General features: G+C 38.3%; 17 protein-coding genes and 1 pseudogene. 8 read left to right on the top strand and 10 right to left on the bottom strand.

Annotated elements, in window-relative coordinates; translation table 11 throughout:
- Positions 1–79: 79 nt before the first annotated feature.
- Positions 80–778, top strand: a complete 699-nt coding sequence (locus NSQ41_RS06775; RefSeq protein WP_339211281.1) for a DUF1836 domain-containing protein — start codon at positions 80–82, stop codon at positions 776–778.
- A 45-nt stretch (positions 779–823) separates the two neighbouring features.
- On the opposite strand, the gene NSQ41_RS06770 is transcribed toward NSQ41_RS06775, so the two are convergent.
- The gene (locus NSQ41_RS06770) at positions 824–1,048 is read right to left on the bottom strand and encodes a hypothetical protein (RefSeq protein ID WP_339199559.1); all 225 of its coding nucleotides are present in this window, start codon (positions 1,046–1,048) and stop codon (positions 824–826) included.
- Positions 1,049–1,130: 82 nt separating this feature from the next.
- Between NSQ41_RS06770 and NSQ41_RS06765 the strand changes: the two are divergent.
- A pseudogene (locus NSQ41_RS06765) lies at positions 1,131–1,637 on the top strand (IS1595 family transposase); the annotation flags it as partial.
- Here the strand turns inward: NSQ41_RS06765 and NSQ41_RS06760 are convergent.
- The 4 genes from NSQ41_RS06760 to NSQ41_RS06745 form a co-directional block, all read right to left on the bottom strand.
- The gene (locus tag NSQ41_RS06760) at positions 1,629–1,844 is read right to left on the bottom strand and encodes a DUF6366 family protein (RefSeq protein WP_339211279.1); all 216 of its coding nucleotides are present in this window, start codon (positions 1,842–1,844) and stop codon (positions 1,629–1,631) included. The pseudogene NSQ41_RS06765 and the gene NSQ41_RS06760 sit on opposite strands and share 9 nt — an antisense overlap.
- Before the next feature lie 338 nt (positions 1,845–2,182).
- On the bottom strand, positions 2,183–3,073 hold the full coding sequence (locus NSQ41_RS06755) for a glycine betaine ABC transporter substrate-binding protein (protein ID WP_339211277.1): 891 nt from the start codon (positions 3,071–3,073) through the stop codon (positions 2,183–2,185).
- Positions 3,074–3,123: 50 nt separating this feature from the next.
- Complete coding sequence (locus NSQ41_RS06750; RefSeq protein WP_339211276.1) at positions 3,124–3,984, bottom strand: proline/glycine betaine ABC transporter permease; 861 nt, start codon at positions 3,982–3,984, stop codon at positions 3,124–3,126.
- Complete coding sequence (locus NSQ41_RS06745) at positions 3,974–5,176, bottom strand: glycine betaine/L-proline ABC transporter ATP-binding protein (protein WP_339211275.1); 1,203 nt, start codon at positions 5,174–5,176, stop codon at positions 3,974–3,976. Before NSQ41_RS06745 ends, NSQ41_RS06750 begins: the two co-directional genes overlap by 11 nt.
- Positions 5,177–5,549: 373 nt before the next feature.
- Between NSQ41_RS06745 and NSQ41_RS06740 the strand changes: the two genes are divergently transcribed.
- From NSQ41_RS06740 to NSQ41_RS06730, 3 genes are all read left to right on the top strand, one after another.
- On the top strand, positions 5,550–5,744 hold the full coding sequence (locus NSQ41_RS06740; protein ID WP_063389383.1) for an alpha/beta-type small acid-soluble spore protein: 195 nt from the start codon (positions 5,550–5,552) through the stop codon (positions 5,742–5,744).
- A gap of 175 nt (positions 5,745–5,919) precedes the next feature.
- Entirely contained in the window at positions 5,920–6,087 is a 168-nt protein-coding gene (locus tag NSQ41_RS06735) for a twin-arginine translocase TatA/TatE family subunit (RefSeq protein ID WP_063389384.1), read from the top strand.
- A gap of 165 nt (positions 6,088–6,252) precedes the next feature.
- Positions 6,253–7,095 (top strand): Ku protein, encoded by an 843-nt coding sequence (locus NSQ41_RS06730; RefSeq protein ID WP_339211273.1) that lies wholly within the window; start codon positions 6,253–6,255, stop codon positions 7,093–7,095.
- Here the strand turns inward: NSQ41_RS06730 and NSQ41_RS06725 are convergent.
- Positions 7,092–7,619: an HAD family hydrolase gene (locus NSQ41_RS06725; protein WP_339211272.1), complete on the bottom strand. Its 528-nt coding sequence runs from the start codon at positions 7,617–7,619 to the stop codon at positions 7,092–7,094. The two genes, NSQ41_RS06730 and NSQ41_RS06725, sit on opposite strands and share 4 nt — an antisense overlap.
- Before the next feature lie 33 nt (positions 7,620–7,652).
- On the opposite strand from NSQ41_RS06725, the gene NSQ41_RS06720 reads away from it, so the two are divergent.
- Both NSQ41_RS06720 and NSQ41_RS06715 read left to right on the top strand, forming a co-directional pair.
- Entirely contained in the window at positions 7,653–9,452 is a 1,800-nt protein-coding gene (locus NSQ41_RS06720) for a DNA ligase D (RefSeq protein ID WP_339211271.1), read from the top strand.
- Between the two features lie 75 nt (positions 9,453–9,527).
- Positions 9,528–9,626 carry a YjcZ family sporulation protein gene (locus NSQ41_RS06715; RefSeq protein WP_063389388.1) on the top strand — a complete coding sequence of 33 codons (99 nt, stop codon included), beginning with the start codon at positions 9,528–9,530 and terminating at the stop codon, positions 9,624–9,626.
- A 133-nt stretch (positions 9,627–9,759) separates the two neighbouring features.
- Here the strand turns inward: NSQ41_RS06715 and NSQ41_RS06710 are convergent, their stop codons facing one another.
- The 4 genes from NSQ41_RS06710 to NSQ41_RS06695 form a co-directional block, all read right to left on the bottom strand.
- On the bottom strand, positions 9,760–11,412 hold the full coding sequence (locus tag NSQ41_RS06710; RefSeq protein ID WP_339211269.1) for a bifunctional diguanylate cyclase/phosphodiesterase: 1,653 nt from the start codon (positions 11,410–11,412) through the stop codon (positions 9,760–9,762).
- 94 nt (positions 11,413–11,506) lie between these two features.
- Complete coding sequence (locus NSQ41_RS06705) at positions 11,507–11,968, bottom strand: MarR family transcriptional regulator (protein ID WP_063389390.1); 462 nt, start codon at positions 11,966–11,968, stop codon at positions 11,507–11,509.
- A gap of 850 nt (positions 11,969–12,818) precedes the next feature.
- Positions 12,819–14,546, bottom strand: a complete 1,728-nt coding sequence (locus NSQ41_RS06700; RefSeq protein ID WP_339211266.1) for a methyl-accepting chemotaxis protein — start codon at positions 14,544–14,546, stop codon at positions 12,819–12,821.
- A gap of 419 nt (positions 14,547–14,965) precedes the next feature.
- The gene (locus tag NSQ41_RS06695) at positions 14,966–16,321 is read right to left on the bottom strand and encodes an aspartate kinase (protein WP_339199543.1); all 1,356 of its coding nucleotides are present in this window, start codon (positions 16,319–16,321) and stop codon (positions 14,966–14,968) included.
- Between the two features lie 771 nt (positions 16,322–17,092).
- On the opposite strand from NSQ41_RS06695, the gene NSQ41_RS06690 reads away from it, so the two are divergent.
- On the top strand, positions 17,093–17,461 hold the full coding sequence (locus NSQ41_RS06690) for a DUF2294 domain-containing protein (protein WP_311067132.1): 369 nt from the start codon (positions 17,093–17,095) through the stop codon (positions 17,459–17,461).
- Positions 17,462–17,621: the final 160 nt, after the last annotated feature.

Genomic DNA, 17,621 nt, shown 5'->3' with positions numbered 1-17,621 from the left:
TTAATTCCATATAAAATACTTGTTTTTTTATATCTTTTTATTAAAAATAAGGGTAGGCTGTTTAATAAAGGGGGATGTTATGGGAAAAATTCAATTGCGCCGTTCCGTTATGGTTCAATTATTACTATCTTTAAAAGGAATACACGAATTATCCCCTGAAGAAGTGATGAAACAACAATTGCCCTCTGATCAAACAAACCAAATACCTGGCTTCATCAAAAAATTGAGCAAACAAAGAGACAAAGGAGAGCTTGGACTGTCAACGAATGAAATCGTCATCTTAGGAAATTTTTGCGAACTAACTTCCTTGAAATCAACTTCCGTTCAAAATTGGGTCAAGCGTGATATAAAAGAAATCATCGGTCCTCCTGAACTTGGAAAAAAATATTCGGTCGAACAAGCTGCTTTATTGTTAATTGTAAAAGATTTAAAAACCATATTCGACTTTGAAACTGTCCGTTCCTTATTGATGAAAGTTTTTAATACGATTTCCGACCGGAATGATGATTTAATCAGTCCGTTAATGTTTTATAAATTATATACAGATGTGTTGGAACAAGTAAAAAATGTCGAGATCGACAACAACCGGCAGTTTGAAAAAAAACTTTTCGTACAAACAAAAAGGCTTCTTCAAAAGCAAACTTCTTTATCGGAAGCTCAAATCGACAGCATTTGCCATGTGACGGTTGCTGCGGTATTGGCTGTTTTAACGTATCATTTTCAAACAAGGGCAAAAGCGTTCATTGATAAAGAAAGCGAATCGACAAAAAATAGATAATAACTAACTTTTAGATCGGGAATTGCGGTTGTGCAATTCCCGAAGTTATTTTCGGGCTTGACTACTTTTAGCCGAACCTTTTATGTAAAATTCGAGCGCCCTCATGTCTTCAAGTAATTCCTTTTTCATTCGTTCAAAAGCTGTATAACGTTCGTATGTAAAATCCATTTTTTCTTCCATCATCTTGACCATTTCATGAAAATGGCTTGAAATTCTTTGTAAGCTATTTTCCATCATGTTAAGATAAACATCATTTTTTTGATGATTCAAATAAGTCCCCTCCTTATAGCGACCAATACCTATATAATAACAAAGAAACAGCAAAGGGCAACATTTTTAAGGAAGCGTGAAATCACATAGAAAAGTTAAGAAATGTGGCAAGAAAGACAAGAAAAGAGGGATTTCTAATTTTACAATCGCAGTTGTCGTAGCACAAGATAGAAATGGCAATATGATTGCTCGAAAAACAGGAACAGGGCGTGTGAAAGCCGAAGAAATTGAACTGTGATAAGTGAGTTTATTCACCCTTCCGCTTTGCTATGCACTGATACAGCAACGAATTATAAGAAGTTTGCCAAATTGAAGGGGGTGTTGGTCAATGAACGCCAAATGCAACGTGTTAAGGAAGGAATTTATCATATTCAACACGTTAACAATTTCCACAATCGTTTGAAAGGTTGGGTGGAAAGGTTCTAAAGGGTTGGAACTCGTTATTTGGATCACTGCCTTTATTAGTTCCGTTGATTAATAAAGAAAGGATTTAACATTTGATAAACGTGTTATTTCAGCTTGTCAAAAATCAAATTATACAACTAAGAAGTGCATAATAAAAGACCTCAAAGCGCTCTCCTTACTTTAAGAATATTGATGCGGCTATAAAACCTATTATGATCGCAAGAATAAGTATTCCAGTACCCTTCCAACCTAAACTACCTACTAAATCAGCAAGGTTTCCAGTTTCAGCTCTATTAAACGCATCGCTTATATTTCCAGTTGGGTTTCGTATTAATTCTTCTCGTCTTAGTCTTTCTCTTCTTCTTCCAGGTGTTTCTTTGTCTTCGCTCATTATCACACCCCCATTTTCTGTAATGCTAACATATGTTCTTCATACTCTTTACATAAATCTTACCTTAAGGTTTATAACATAATTTTAACACATTATGGTAATTTAACAAATTTTCATATAAAAAAATCTTTTAGAGAACAGCCTTTACTAAAAATAAACAATTGAAATGATCAAAACTAAAGACGCTCCGGACCATGTAAAAATGATAAAAGGGGGTGTCTAATAAGTCGTTTTTACGGCTTATTGACGCCCCCATTAATGTGTTAGATATATCGGTGTTTATGATTTTTTGTTTTCAATGGCGATTTGACTTTCTGTACAGCCCCTCTTAAAATAGATCATTCCACACCTTTTGTCCATTCTGCCACTTTACCTTGATTTGCTTCGACCCAATCTTCTGCTGCTTTAGCAGGATCACTGCCTTCTGAAATTTCCAACATGACTTGTTCAATATCTTCAGCAGTCCATGAGAATTGATCCAAAATTTTATATGCTTTCGGCATATCTTCTTTTAATCCCTTTCGAACGATTGTGGATATATGTTCTTCTTTCCCAAAGGAGCCTTTCGGATCTTCCAAAAATTTTAAGTCATATGCAGCAAATTTCCAATGCGGGGACCAGCCTGTAACGACAATTGGTTCTTTATTTTTATAAGCTTCCCCTAAAGCCGTTGCCATAGCTCCGCTTGAAGATGTTTGGACTTGCCAGCCTTTTAGGCTTTCATATGTTTTAACAGCGTTTTCCGCTGATTTTACAACGCCCGCTCCAGGTTCAATGCCTGTAATCGTTTTGTTTAATTTGCCAGCATATTGATCGAGCTCTTCAATTGATTGAATGTCCATATATTTCGGAACGACGAGCCCGATTTTCGCACCCTCCAAGTTTGGACCTAAATCCTCCAGCTGATCTTTATATTCTTCATATAAATCTCCGTGAGTAGCCGGCAGCCAGGCGGCAACCATGCCGTCTGCCTCACCTTTTGCAACAGATTCCCACATAACAGCATTATCAACAGGTGTAATGTCCACATCGAATCCTTGATCTTCTAAAACTTTTTTGATGACATGGGCGGAGGCGACTTCCGTATCCCATTCCACGTAAACCAATTTTATTTTTCCTTCATCTGCCGCCCCGCCTTGAGATCCCCCGTTTGATCCGCAGCCAGCCACTAAAAGCGACAAGGAAATTCCGGCAACAAGTCCTAGGCGTTTCCAAATTCGTTTAAACATAAATATCAAAACTCCTTTTTAATTTTTCAATTCGAAAAAAGACCAACTTGCTATACATGATCATGCTTCTTGTTCATGCTTTGAGTGAAGCGGTCGATAATGATGGCTAATATGACAATACCGATACCTGCAACAAATCCGGGACCAATTTGAGCGCGCTGCAAAGCGGATAACACGTTTCTTCCAAGACCCGGCGCTCCAATCATCGAGGCAATGACAACCATTGATAATGCCAGCATGACGGTTTGATTGATTCCGGCCATAATTGTGGCTCTCGCCATCGGCAGTTCTACTTTAAATAGTTTTTGAACTGCTGTGCTACCGAATGCATCAGAAGCTTCAATCAATTCTTTCGGCACCTGGCGAATTCCTAAATTCGTAAAACGAACGGTAGGAGGTGTCGCGAAAATTAATGATGCAAACACTCCCGGCACCATGCCGATGCCAAAAAAAGCAACGGCAGGTATTAAGTAGACAAATGCAGGCATCGTTTGCATAAAATCCAAGATAGGAGTAATCATTGCTTCCGCTGTTCTGCTTTTAGACATTAAAATACCTATTGGAATACCGATGATGACGGATAATAAACTTGCCATCAAAACTAAAGTAAATGTACTTATTAAATGATCCCAAAGCTCTTGGTTGTAAATAAACCAAAGGCCGACGATGGAAAATGCCGGCAGGCCAAACTTTTTTCCACTTATAAAAAAGGCAATAATGGCAACGATCAATATGACTAAAACAGGCGGCACAGCCCCCAACAAATCCGCCACATATTCCATTAAATCCTCAAAATATTTTTTTAACGGATCAAACAAAAACGAAAAAGAATTTGTCACCCAGTCCGTAAATTGTTTGATCTTTTCCGCAACTGGAATTTTCGGAACAAAATCCAACACATTATTCAGCACTGTTTGTGCTCACCTCGCTTTCACCTGCAAGAGCCGCGATGACTGACCCGCGAACGATGATCCCTATTAATTTTTCCTTTTCGACTACTGCTACTGGTATCGGCGAGTCGTGGATGACCGTAAAAATATCATGCATTGGAGTGTCCTTTTCAACCTTCGGAACATTTGTCCGCAATATTTCTTCAATATCACGAACATCTTTTTTTCTTGCTTCTGATGCATCATCAGCTGTTACATAACCTTTTAGATTCCGTTTGCTGTCAACAACGAAAATGGTGGATATCCCTTCTTCTCTCATTCTTTCCAATGCAACACGCGGTCCATGCTTTTCAATATTGATCGTTTCGGGCCGTTTCATAATATGTTGCGCCGTCAATATTTTCGATCTGTCTACATCTTCAACGAATTTTTCAACATAGTCGTTTGCCGGATTCATTAAAATCTCTTCGGGCGTACCGATTTGCACAATCGATCCGTCTTTCATTAAGGCAATCCGGTCTCCAAGCCGCAAAGCTTCATCTAAATCATGTGTAATAAATATAATGGTTTTCTTCATCGTCCCTTGAAGATCGAGCAATTCATCCTGCATTTCTTTTCGGATAAGCGGATCCAAGGCTGAAAAGGCCTCATCCATCAACAGCACTTCAGGATCATTTGCCAATGCTCTCGCAAGTCCTACGCGCTGCTGCATTCCGCCTGACAGCTGATTAGGCTTTTGCTCCAAATATTGTCCTAATCCGACCATTTCAAGCGCTTTGATTGCCTTCTCCCTTCGTTCTTCTTTTGGGACCTTTTGAATTTCAAGTCCGAATTCTGCATTTTCTAAAACCGTTCGGTGCGGAAATAGGGCAAATCGTTGAAAAACCATGCTGATTTTTTTTCTCCGCACCTCTCGCAATGATTTTTTATCCATTTTTGATAAATTGTCCCCATCGATAAAAATGCTTCCTTTAGTCGGTTCAATCAACCGGTTGAGCAATCTTATCAATGTGGATTTGCCGCTTCCAGACAACCCCATAATGACGAAAATTTCTCCAGCCTCAACGGAAAAGGAAGCGCGATTCACTCCCACTGTATGTCCGGTTTTTTGTAAAATTTCATGCTTTGAAAATCCTTCATCTAATAGCTTCAATGCTTGAGCGGGGTTTTTACCAAAAATTTTTGTTAAATTTTTTACCTCAATGATCGGCATTTTTCCACCCCTTTTTATAAAATTCAATATTTTCAAAATAATACGCCGATAAAATTGTCATACTAAGCTTTAATAGCTCATAATAAAAATATGTAAACCCGAACGATTCGTTGCTTTATAAGTATAACTAATTTTTCTTGATGGACACAAACGCGGTATATAGCGGATATCTCTTATATTTAATGGTCAGTTTGTACTGAATAGTTTTTTTATATAGTTTTCTTACATTTCCTTTTATATGCTGGTAAATTCATACCAATATCAACATTTTACGGTCAACTACATTGTTTATTTTTAACCAACAAGTTCCACACATCAGATCACTTCTTTTTTGCAAACTATGCGTAAACAGGCAAAAAGGAGTTGAATTCGAATGGCAAGGCGAAATCAATTAATTGTTCCAGGAGTTGAACAAGCTCTCGAACAATTTAAAATGGAAATCGCGCAAGAGTTTGGTGTCCACCTTGGTTCAAATACTACCTCACGCGCAAACGGATCTGTTGGAGGAGAAATGACAAAGCGTTTAATTGCACAAGCTCAGGCTGATTTTAGCGGAAAACAGCCTTAAAATAGACTTTTGTAAATAATACAAACATTTTATCCTTTCCCATGTTCGTCCAAATGCTTCATTTTTCATATTGTTTAGGGTAAAATGATGTTGGATGATGTTTCATAAGTTTTATTTGTTCATGTTCCGATTGCATAACGGCATGAAATGGAACATTTTTTAGGAGGAATAGAACATGGGAATTGGTTGGACAGAATTTATTTTAATCATTTTCGTTGCACTTTTGCTTTTTGGACCGAGCAAGCTTCCGGAGCTTGGAAAAGCAGCAGGAAAAACGCTGCGGGAATTCAAACTGGCTACAAAAGGAATTCTTGACGAAGAAGAAAAAAATGAAAAAAAATAATTGGTTCAACCGTAAAATCGGCAAATTGCCGATTTTTTCTTTTTTCGGAATTTGTATGAACCGGTTTTCGAGTATGTAACTTACATTTTTTAACACAAATCATTCTGATCCTTTCGCTAAAAATAAAGAGAAAGAAAAGGTAACTTACGGAAAGGCGGAATGAATATGCATACAATGTGGAAAGGTTCCATATCCTTCGGGCTCGTCAACATCCCGGTCAAACTGTTTTCTGCTACAGAAGACAAGGATATGAAATTTCGTCAGCTTCACAAAAAATGCCATACCCCAATTCAATACGCAAAACGTTGTCCAAACTGCGACGAAGAAGTTGGCAACGATGACATTGTGAAAGGGTTCGAATATGTACAAGGCAAATTCATTATTTTAACAGATGAGGAATTAGCAGCTCTGAAGGAAGAAAATGAAGACAAAACGGTTGAAATCGTCGATTTCGTGAATTTGCCGGAAATTGATCCGATTTATTTTAACCGGTCATATTATATCGGTCCAGGCGAAAACGGACAAAAAGTGTATGCATTGCTTCGTGAAGCATTGAAACAATCAGGGAAGATTGGAATTGGAAAGATTTCAATGCGCTCGAAACAACAATTGGCTGTCATCCGGACATATGAGGACGTCATTTTAATGGAAACGATTCATTATCCAGATGAAGTGCGAAACGCCCGTGACGTTCCCGGGGTTCCTCAAAATACCAATATTGAAAAAAAAGAGCTGGACGCTGCCATGCTGCTTATCGATCAGCTGACAACAACGTTCAAACCGGAGAAATATCAAGATGAATACCGTTTGCGGATTCAAGAAAAAATTGAACAAAAAGTACAGCAAAACGAAACAAAAACGGCTGAACCGTCTCCAAAAAAGAACATAGTCGATTTAATGAGTGCGCTTGAGGCAAGCATCGAACGCTCAAAATCATTAAATAAAAAGGGAGAAGAAAAAAGCGGTGCAGCAGGCAAAAAAACGAAAACGACCCGCAAAAAAGCTTAGCTTTGCCGGACAATAAAGCGGGCGGCCGACAGCAAATCCGGAAAATGAAAATCAGCTATTTTTTCTTGATGGCGGCTGCCTACTAATATCGTTTTAGCTCCTGCAGCCTTTCCGGCAGCGATATCTACTTCACGATCGCCAATCATATAACTGTTCTCTATATTGATGTTATATTTCTTTGCCAAATCAACAATCATCTTCGGCTCTGGCTTACGGCAGGCGCAGCCTTCTTTAGGTGCGTGGGGACAATAGGCAACCTCTTTAATCGTTCCGCCTTTTTTTTCAATTTCACGAACCATTTTTTCATGGATTTTGTGGAGCATTTTTTCTGACATGTATCCTAATCCGACTCCGCCCTGATTTGTGACAACGAAAACATCAAAATTGGATCTGTTCAAAAGCGCAACAGCTTCAGCTGCTCCTTTTAACAAATAAAAATCTTCAGGCTTATTTACGAAACGGACACGATTGGTCATCACTTCATTTACAACGCCGTCTCTGTCTAAAAAAACTGCATTTTTCACAAATCTATCCTCCAATCTTTAAGGGTGAACACTATGCAACCGATGATGCCGACATTATCTTTCCATATTCCGGAAGGGGAGCAATGGCTATATGAGCCAAAATATGATGGTTTTCGCACGATATTGCAAGCGGACGAAGACCGTATTTCTCTCATGAGCCGAAATGGAAACGATTTATCCCCATCGTTCCCGGAAATTAAACATTTTATCGAAAGACATATAGAAAAATGGCGTCCTTTTTTTCCGCTTGTTTTGGACGGAGAGCTTGTTATGCTCAAAACAGCTTTTTCCGCTGATATTGCCTCTTTAAAAAGAAAATGGAAAAGAAAAAGCGATGAAACGACCGAAGCATATCAGCTTCTCGTTTTCGATATACTTTTGCTGCAAGGAGAGGATATAACAAAAAAACCCCTTTCCAGCCGAAAAGAACTACTATCCTCCTTATTTCAACAACTCGGTTTACCGCTGCATGTTAGTCCAGAGAATCCGGTCCCGATCCAAATGATTCAAGCATATCATCAGTTTTCCCAATTATGGGAAAAAATTGTCCAGCATGATGGAGAAGGCGTTGTTTGCAAACATATGTTAAGCACATATGAGAACAAGAAAAGAACATCACAATGGCTGAAAATCAAAAACTTTAAAGAAGCGCTCTTTTTTGTCACTGGATTTGATTCAAACAACGGCTACATGCATATTTCTGTTCATCATAAAGGAACAATTGTGCAAGCCGGCGTTTTTTCTCACGGTATGCCTGACAACCAAAAACAAGCGTTGTTGGAGATTATAAAAAAGAAAGGAAAAAAGGAAAACCACCTATATACTATAGAGCCGGCCATTTGCATGAAAGTACGGTTTCTTTCCATTGACAGCGGCAGTTTAAGAGAACCTTCTTTCCATTCCTTTGCATTGGAACATGATTGGACAGACTGCACTTTTTTGCAGCTGAAAATGGCTGCAGCCAATGTCAAAGATGTGGCTGTCACACATATTGAAAAACCTCTTTGGCCGAAACATGATATACAAAAACAAGATTTTTTGCTTTATTTATTGGAAATTTCCGATTACATGCTTCCATTTTTAAAAGACCGCCCCTTAACGGTGATCCGCTATCCGCACGGTTTGTTGGGAGAAGCATTTTTTCAAAAAAATTGTCCTGATTATGCCCCGGAATTTATTCAGACAAAAACAATCGACGGGATTCATTATATCATTTGCAATGACAAAAAAACGCTTATGTGGCTTGGCAACCAGCTCGCAATTGAATTTCATATCCCCTTTAATACGTGGAAGGAGAAACAGCCGGCAGAAATTGTATTTGATTTAGATCCGCCGTCGAAAAACGAATTTCATTTGGCTGTTTATGCTGCAAACAAGCTGAAGGAATGTTTAGATCGGTTTGAGATTGCCTCCTTTCCAAAGCTTTCCGGAAACAAAGGAATTCAAGTTCATATTCCGATCGGCACCAACATTTTCTCATATGAGGAAACGAGGCAGTTTACGTCTTTTTTCGCTAATTATTTAGCCGAACAGCATCCGAACGAATTTACGATTGAACGCTTGAAGAAAAACCGGGGCAGCCGCCTTTATATTGACTTTTTACAGCATGCAGAGGGAAAAACGATCATTTCACCTTATTCCGTCAGAGGAGTCGAAAATGGAACGGTTGCCGCTCCGCTTCATTGGAATGAAGTCAATGAACAGCTTGACGCTGAATCTTTTACAATGGACTACTGCATCAACAGGGTAAAATCAGGTATTTGTCCAATGAAACATTATTTTTCCATCGATCAGCATGAAAAAATTAAGGCCATTGTCGAGCATTTATTATGAAAACCGCCTATACAACTTGAGCTTCTTCAGCATAGTTTATAACTGTAATAAAACATTTCACAGGGAGGTTTTCATATGTCTGGAGTATCTGGAGGATACGGCGGAGGCTTTGCGTTAATCGTCGTTCTGTTCATCCTTCTCATTATTGTTGGTGCATCTTGGTGGGGATGGTAAATATTGCATTTTGACTTTTTCAAAAATGCCAGAGCTTATTCTCTCGTTGAAACCGGCAAAATTGCCGGTTTCACCTGTTAAAAGCAGAATATTTTTTTAAGAGTAATCAATCTAAATCCGACGATCAAGATTTTCAAATGAACAATTGATTTTTCTTTTCAGGCCAATTTTGCAAAAGTTGGAATGCTTCATCAGATGAAACAGGCTTGCTGAAATAAAAACCTTGCATTTGAAAACAATGGTGGCGATTCAGAAAAAATACTTGTTCTTTTTTTTCGACGCCTTCCGCTACGATGGAAAGCTTCAAATTTTGTGCTAGAGCAATGATCGTTTTTACAACGACATTGTGGTCGTGCTCTAAATAAATGTTTTGAATAAAAGAACGGTCAATTTTAATTTTATCCAGCTTCAGCTTCGTTAAATAGCTGAGCGAACTATAGCCTGTTCCGAAATCATCGATGCTCAGACCTATATTTAGTTTCTTTAACTTACGGATGATTTCCAAAAACCATTCAAAATTGTACATTGGGACGGTTTCGGTAAATTCAAGCTCAAAGCATTCAGGCGGAATTTCATACATCGTCAAGTAATCCGTAATCATTTTCACAACATCATGCTGGTAAAATTGTTTAATAGATAAATTGACACTGATTTTCAAGTCACGGAAGCCCTTATCTCTCCATTCCTTTAATTGCTGGCAAGCTTTTTCCATGCTCCATTTGCCGATTTCTACGATAAGCCCTGTATCTTCCGCAATCGGTATAAATTCTGAAGGGGGAATCATCCCAAGCTCTTTATGTTTCCATCTGAGCAGCATTTCAAAGCCGGTAATTTTTTTTTCTTTTGTATCGACGATCGGTTGATAATATAAACATAATTCTCTTTTTTTCACAGCTTTGTAAAGCTCATTTTCTATAAAAATTCTTCGTTCGATCGATTTGCTGTTATGATTATTAAATTGGGCAATGCGCTCGTTTTTTTCTTTCCCCATTTTGATAGCAATTTCACTATTTTTAATTAAAGTTTTCGGCGTTCTTCCATGAATCGGGTAAAACACGATGCCAATGCTGTAGTCGTAATAAATTTCCAAATCGTTGATGACAAGTATATCTTCCAGCTTATTGATACGATGCACAATATCACGAATCATCTCATCTTTATTTACAACATTGTAAACAATAACTAAAAACTCGTCATTTGACAATCGACCTATAAAGTATGTATCGGGAAAAATATTTCTCAACTGCCTTGCAAATGACTTAATCACTTCATTACTAATATCTTTCCCAAAAATTTCGTTTATGTATTTATAGCGGTTAATTTGAAACTTCACAACTGCAGCAGGATTTTTTTCTGTTTGGCATAAATACTCTAAACGGTTGAAAGTAGCTTGTTCATTTGGCAGCTTTGTCAAATCGTCAAATTGCGTTAAATATTGAATCTTTTCATCCGCTTCCTTTACTTTTGAAATATCTCTTATAATCAGCGCATAACCATAAAAAAAATTATTGCTATATAAAGGAAGGCATAAGATGGACGAAGGCGTTTCCTCAACAACTGCCTCAAAAGTTGCAGGTTCGCCGGTTATCCTCACCTGTTCAAAAAGATGCTGAATCTCTTTTCTGGATGAAGAATGAAAAAAATGATAAATCGAACCTTTCTTTTGCAAAAAATGCGCAGCCATTCTGTTGCCTTCCTTGACCAATCCGCTTGGATCACAAAAAACGATCATATCAGGGTGAAATTGAAAAATGAGGTCATAAAATTGTTGAAAAAGGCGATCCATTATTTTAACACTTCCTCAACTATGGGTTCTCATTTTTTATATCGGTATAAACATAGCTTTATTCAATAATTACATAGAATTTCATTCATAAAAATTATCGAAACAGCACACTATTGCTGGAGTCTGCAGCTTTTTTTAACAGTTCGATCAATTGCACTTGTTCTTCTTCGGATAGGCCGGAAAAAACTCTCGCCATCCTTAAGGCGCGGATCGGATATATTTCATCAAAATATTGGCGCCCCTTCTCCGATAAATTTGCATAAACTGACCGTTTATCTTTCGGATTTTTTTCCCGATAAATCCACCCGTTTTTTTCAAGCTTGTCAATAACATAAGTTACATTACCGCTGACAAGCAATAGTTTTGACCCGATTTGCTGAAGTTTTTGCGGACCCTTTATGTACAGAAGCTCCAATACAGCATATTCGGTTGGATTCAAACCATGCTCCTTGCTGTCTCGATTGGCGTGATCCGAAACGTTTTTATACGCTTTTGCAAGCGTATGAAACAAGTTTAAAGCCCTCTCCATTTCTTCTTGAGTATAGGAAAAAAACATTTCCAATCCCCTTTTCCTTTTTTTATTTTATAATGCTCATTTTAATGGAAAAAACAGTTTATGTAAACGCTGTCATTTTAAAAGTGCGCTCTACCAAACAGTCAGTCAAAATCTTTTCTTATCGAAAAATCGAGTAGGAGGGAGCGATTAACTCCCGTCCTCTCACACCACCGTACGTACGGTTCCGTATACGGCGGTTCAATTAAGATAATTGACGCAAGTTTTCATAACTTCCGTGAATAGCTGTTCTCTTTATGCCAGTGGTCACTCCACCCTCCAAGAGGTCTCCCACGGGATTCACCGCTTCCTCCCTCAAGTGAGGTACTACGTTTTCTGTGTTCATCATGACTCACTGAATGCCAAGGGCTATTCTCTCTTAATTGTTCGGTCCTTCTTAGTTGTTCTAGACCAACTAATACTATGACCTCTGCTGACTTCTGACGGTTCAGCTACTTATCACTAAGTAGGTTATGAAGCGTACTTCACATATCCACCAGACCTCCCCGGGTAAGTACATGCACTTTCACACCATCTATCCGCCTCATTTACTCGATATGACCTTCGACAGAAAGAGCTTTGTTTTGTTTTGCAAACTCACTCAATCATACCTAGCCTTATATGAGGTTCGTGTTCCTCGGACCGGTGTTTTGCCTCCAGCTTCCTTCAGATTCCGCGTCACCACGGACACCCTTGCTCTTGGCTAACCTCTACTTCTGTCTTCGGGGTTCGGGACTTACACCCTATAGTTCATATACATGCCGGGCGCACAAATAAAAGCGTGCAGCAAGATGCTTGCACGCTTTACAGTCCATTCATCCTTTTATTTTGTCATACGGTTCGTAAAAATTGATTATTGAACTTGAAACCTTTTCACTAAAGATTGCAAATCTCCAGCCAGATTTGACATGGATTCGGCATGTGAAGCAATAGTTGCCGCTGACTCATTTGCCGTTGCTGCTGAAGCTGATGTTTGTTCAATACCTGCAGCCGCCTCTTCCGAAATCGATGCGATGTTGGAAATCGAATCATTAATCGATTCGCTCGTTGATAACATGTCAGTTAAATCATTTTGAGCATTGTTGATTCTTTCGGAAATTTCTTTAATCGTTTCTTTAATTTGTTGAAATGCGGCACTCGTTTCGTTCATTGAATCCATTTCCGATTCTACTTGTTGAAATCCTAATTCAAAGCTTTTCGTCACTTTATTCGTCTCGCTATGGACTTCTTCCACGATTTTTTGAATATCCACAACGGAACTGGAAACTTGTTCAGCCAATTTTCTGACCTCGTCTGCAACTACTGCAAATCCTTTTCCATGTTCCCCCGCTCGAGCCGCTTCAATCGCTGCATTTAGCGCGAGCAAATTTGTTTGATCAGCTATAGATTGAATAACTTCAACGAGTTTGGAAATTTGTTTTGAGCGTTCATCAAGTTTTTTAATTTTTTTCATATTGCTTTGCATGCCTGTAAACATATAATCAAAAAGTTTTTTCGATTGATTCATCAGCTTGCTGCCATTGTCCGTCAACTCCAGCACTTCTCTCGATTTATCAAACATTTCTTTTCCATTCCTATGTATTTGATAAATCTTATCCATGTACATACCCATTGCTTCAGAAAGCTCTGAGGCAGAATTAGCTTGCGATTCTGCTCCAGCCGACAGCTCTTGCATTGTCGCAGCGATTTGGTTGCTTCCTTCTTTTAGCTCTTTAGAGGAAGAAAGCAAATCGCTGCTTTGTTTTGACATAGTATCTGAAGCATGATGAATGTCTTGCACGATCTTTCGAAGCTGATTCCCCATTTCGTTGACAGCTTCCATCAATTCGCCGATTTCATCCTTCGACTTTATTGATAACGGTTCCAACATTAGATTTCCCTTAGATATTTGCTCCATTTGGCCGGCGATTTTGATCAAAGGATTCGTAATGGAACGAGCCATTTTAAAGGACATGATGAAACCGATTAAAAGTATGGAGGCCAAAACAGCTAATATGATGATGATAGATAGATTGCTAAGTTGAATCATATTATTTCCGCTTTTGATTACATCGTTTTGTCGATCCGACGTCACTTTTTCAAATTCTTGAATAATCGTTTCCCCAAGCGGTTGTACACTTTCTTTCATTTGCTTTAAAGCATCATTCTTTTTCCCCATATCATAGTCAAATAAAACCTCGTGTCGGACAAGCAATTCCCATTGGTGGCATTTCGCAACTAAATCCTTCATTTGCTGTGAAGAATTCAATTTCAATAACTGCTTTTGAATCTCGCTGCTCTGTTTTGCCAATTCTTCGTATTTTTGACGAATGTCTCGGTCCCCATATAGAAGAAACTGGTTTATTAATGAAATGCGTTCTGCAATATTGTATCGCATTTTCTCGTTTTGGATCAGTCCTTCTACATCTTCCTTCATGATGCTTTCCGTATGATTTGTTAAATTTTTTATTACCCCAAAATTAATAACGGCCATTAAACATGTTAGCAGCATTAATATTCCAAAGCTTCTGAGCAGCCTTCTTCTCAATCCGCCTTGCTTTTTGGAAGTAGTGATCCTTGTCACTGTTTTATTCTTTTTCATATGATCTACGATCCCCTTCCCAAACCTCTTTTTTATTTATATCGGTGCAAAATTCATCATTTTTAAAGAATAGTAAAATCGACCCAGTTTCATCATCAATGCTTCAGACGACTAGCTTTTTAAGAGGCATACGACCGTTTACCATAACTTTTTCTGCAAAATCTTTTTTAATCCGCTTGAAATCGCATATGTAAAGTCGCCATATGTTTTTCAATAAATAGACTGCCCTTTTAGAAAGCAAAAAGTAAAATCGCTCGTTTTTGAAATGGAGAATGAACTTGCTATTTTCAAAGAAAAAGCCACTCATTCATCAGAAAAAAAGTACCGGATCTCCATAAATATCTTATCTGTTCCAACAAAAAAACAGCCTGCAGACAGAAAATACATTTTGTCTGCAGGCGTGGACAATTTTGATTAAGTTATTTAGTCCCAAAAAACTCTTCATATAACGCTTTTACGGCTTTCTTTTCATCCGTTCCTTTTACGCCAAACATCATGCTCACTTCTGATGACCCTTGATTGATCATTTCAAGGTTCACACCGCTGTTTGCAAGCGCTGTTGCAGCTCTGGCCATCGTTCCGACATTTTTCCGCATTCCTTCGCCAACAATCATGATTACCGCTAAATCATAAGCAACTTCTATATTATCGACTTCCAGTTCCTTTTTGATCCGCTCTACAACTTTCCGTTCTGTTTCCGAATCAAACTGGTCCTGGCGCAAAATGACAGAAATGTCATCAATTCCAGAAGGTGTATGTTCATATGACAGCCCAAAATCTTCTAAAATTTGCAGCAATCTTCGGCCAAAACCGATTTCTCTGTTCATTAAATATTTATTGACATAAATGCTGCAAAAACCGGTATCACTGGCGATGCCCACGACAGGGCCGTTAGAATCTGTTCGTTCATGTACAATTTTTGTACCAGGAGCCGATGGATTATTGGTGTTTTTAATATTTACCGGGATTCCTGCACGGAATGCCGGAATAAGTGCTTCGTCATGAAATACTGCAAAGCCAGCGTAAGATAACTCACGCATTTCTTTATATGTAAGCTCCCGAATTTCTTTTGGATTTTCAACAAAATTTGGATTTACGGAATAGACCGCATCTACGTCCGTAAAGTTTTCATATATTTCCGCTCCGACCCCGTTGGCCAAAATAGAACCGGTTATATCGGAACCGCCACGTGAAAAGGTGACGAGCTTTCCGTCTTTTGAATAGCCGAAAAATCCAGGAAAAATCAGAATTCCTGAGCGATCACGAAGCTTTTTTAAATTTTCATAGGCTTCCGGCAGCACTTGTGCATTGCCTGGTTCATCGCTCACAATAAGCCCTGCTTCTTTAGGATTCACATAATGGGCTTCAACTCCGCGCGATTGAAAATACGCAGTGATCAGTTTTGCATTATTATCTTCACCGCTGGCCTTCACCGCATCCATAAAACGGGCAGGATTTGATTTGTCCCCATGTAAAATTTCTTGCAAATCAGCAGAAATTCGATCAATAATATCATTAGATAATCCTAATTCTTTAGCAATTTCAACATATCTGTTCACAACAGCTTCATATGTTTCCTTTACGCTGCCATTGTTCAAATATTCTTCCCCGCACTTTATTAATAAGTCGGTCACTTTCACATCTTCTTTAAATCTTTTGCCAGGAGCCGAAACAACGACAATTTTTCTTTTCGGATCAGATGTGACGATATCGAACACTTTTTGAATTTGTTGCCCAGATGCAACGGACGTTCCACCAAACTTTACAACTTTCATATTTACTACATCCCCTACCAATAATTTTAGCAATATTTTATAAAATTCCATATAAATCTTATTATCTCTTTTCATGCTGATTGTTGCAATAGTTTTTTCAGTGCCTAAATGATCATTACAGCTAAACTCTCGGTTTTTAATTAGTTGCGTTCACGGTGCGTTTTCCTCATCAACAACCTTCTTCTATGACTTGAAGAAGAATCAAGTCTTTCATATCTTCTAGTATATCACCCAAGAAGAAAAATTAGATCATGTTTCAATCGTTTCACCAGATCCTTTATGGTTGAAATACGCTGTTTTAGCGCTCAAAGAATACATCTCGCCGTACAGCTTTGTTTGGTTGGAACATTTTCCGATATTTTTTGCAGCGAAAACCTGTATCTTTGTCAATGATAAAACGCTGAACAGGTTACATCTCGGATGTTGAAAATTGTTATCGTTCGATGGTTAATGGCTACTGCTTTTTTCGACAACTGGGGACGCGCTCCCTTTTACGCTCTAGAAACCTTAAAAGATGAGTGACGACTGGGCCTCGGGTAAACGGTGTTCTTATCCATGCTTTACAATCTCTTTTGGATTCCTAAATTGATGATGGAATTGCCATTTCAAAATGATTGATTCAAACAAAGAATGATTTTTTTCTAGCAGCCAAAGCCGATAATGATTATAATAATGATTATTGATCAAAAAAGGGAATACGAATGTATCAGTCGTTTTATCATTTTCGAACTTTAATTCCTTGTCATGTACCTGTTAGAGAGGTGAAACATCATGAATCAATCGAAAGGCAGTATCGAGGCTGAAATCAGCAAAGCATTAACAAAATGGGAAAAAGATTTTCTTGGACGCGGATCTGTGTCCGTCAAAACGGATATTTTGCGGGATATGATTATTGTATCGCTGCAAGGTATTCTAACCCCAGCGGAATATGCCCTCTGTGAGTCTAAAGAAGGGATGTTGTCTGTGAAACAAATCCGCTCCAGTTTAGTCGAATCCGGGGTTGATGAGCTGAAAGAGATGATTTTTCAAATTACAGAAGAGCAAGTAAAAAGTTTCCATACGGACCTTAGTACTCAAACCGGGGAGCGAATTATGGTGTTTAAATTGTTTCAAAATTTGGAAAAGAAACTCCTTAAATAAACGTAAACGCTTTTTCTATAAATCTCTAAAAAAATACGTGCAATCTTGAAAACGATGATGTATAATGAAAACAACTTTTTTTGAAAAAATACGAGAGAATTGCCAAAGTCGGCAGACCTTCAAAAAACCTACGGAATCTATTAGTAGGTTCGTTGAAGGT

Origin of the sequence: Aeribacillus sp. FSL K6-8210 (assembly GCF_037963925.1) — a bacterium.
Taxonomy (GTDB): domain Bacteria; phylum Bacillota; class Bacilli; order Bacillales; family Aeribacillaceae; genus Aeribacillus; species Aeribacillus composti.
The sequence above is the reverse complement of the archived record's forward strand: the minus strand, read 5'-3'. Positions and strand labels throughout refer to the sequence as shown.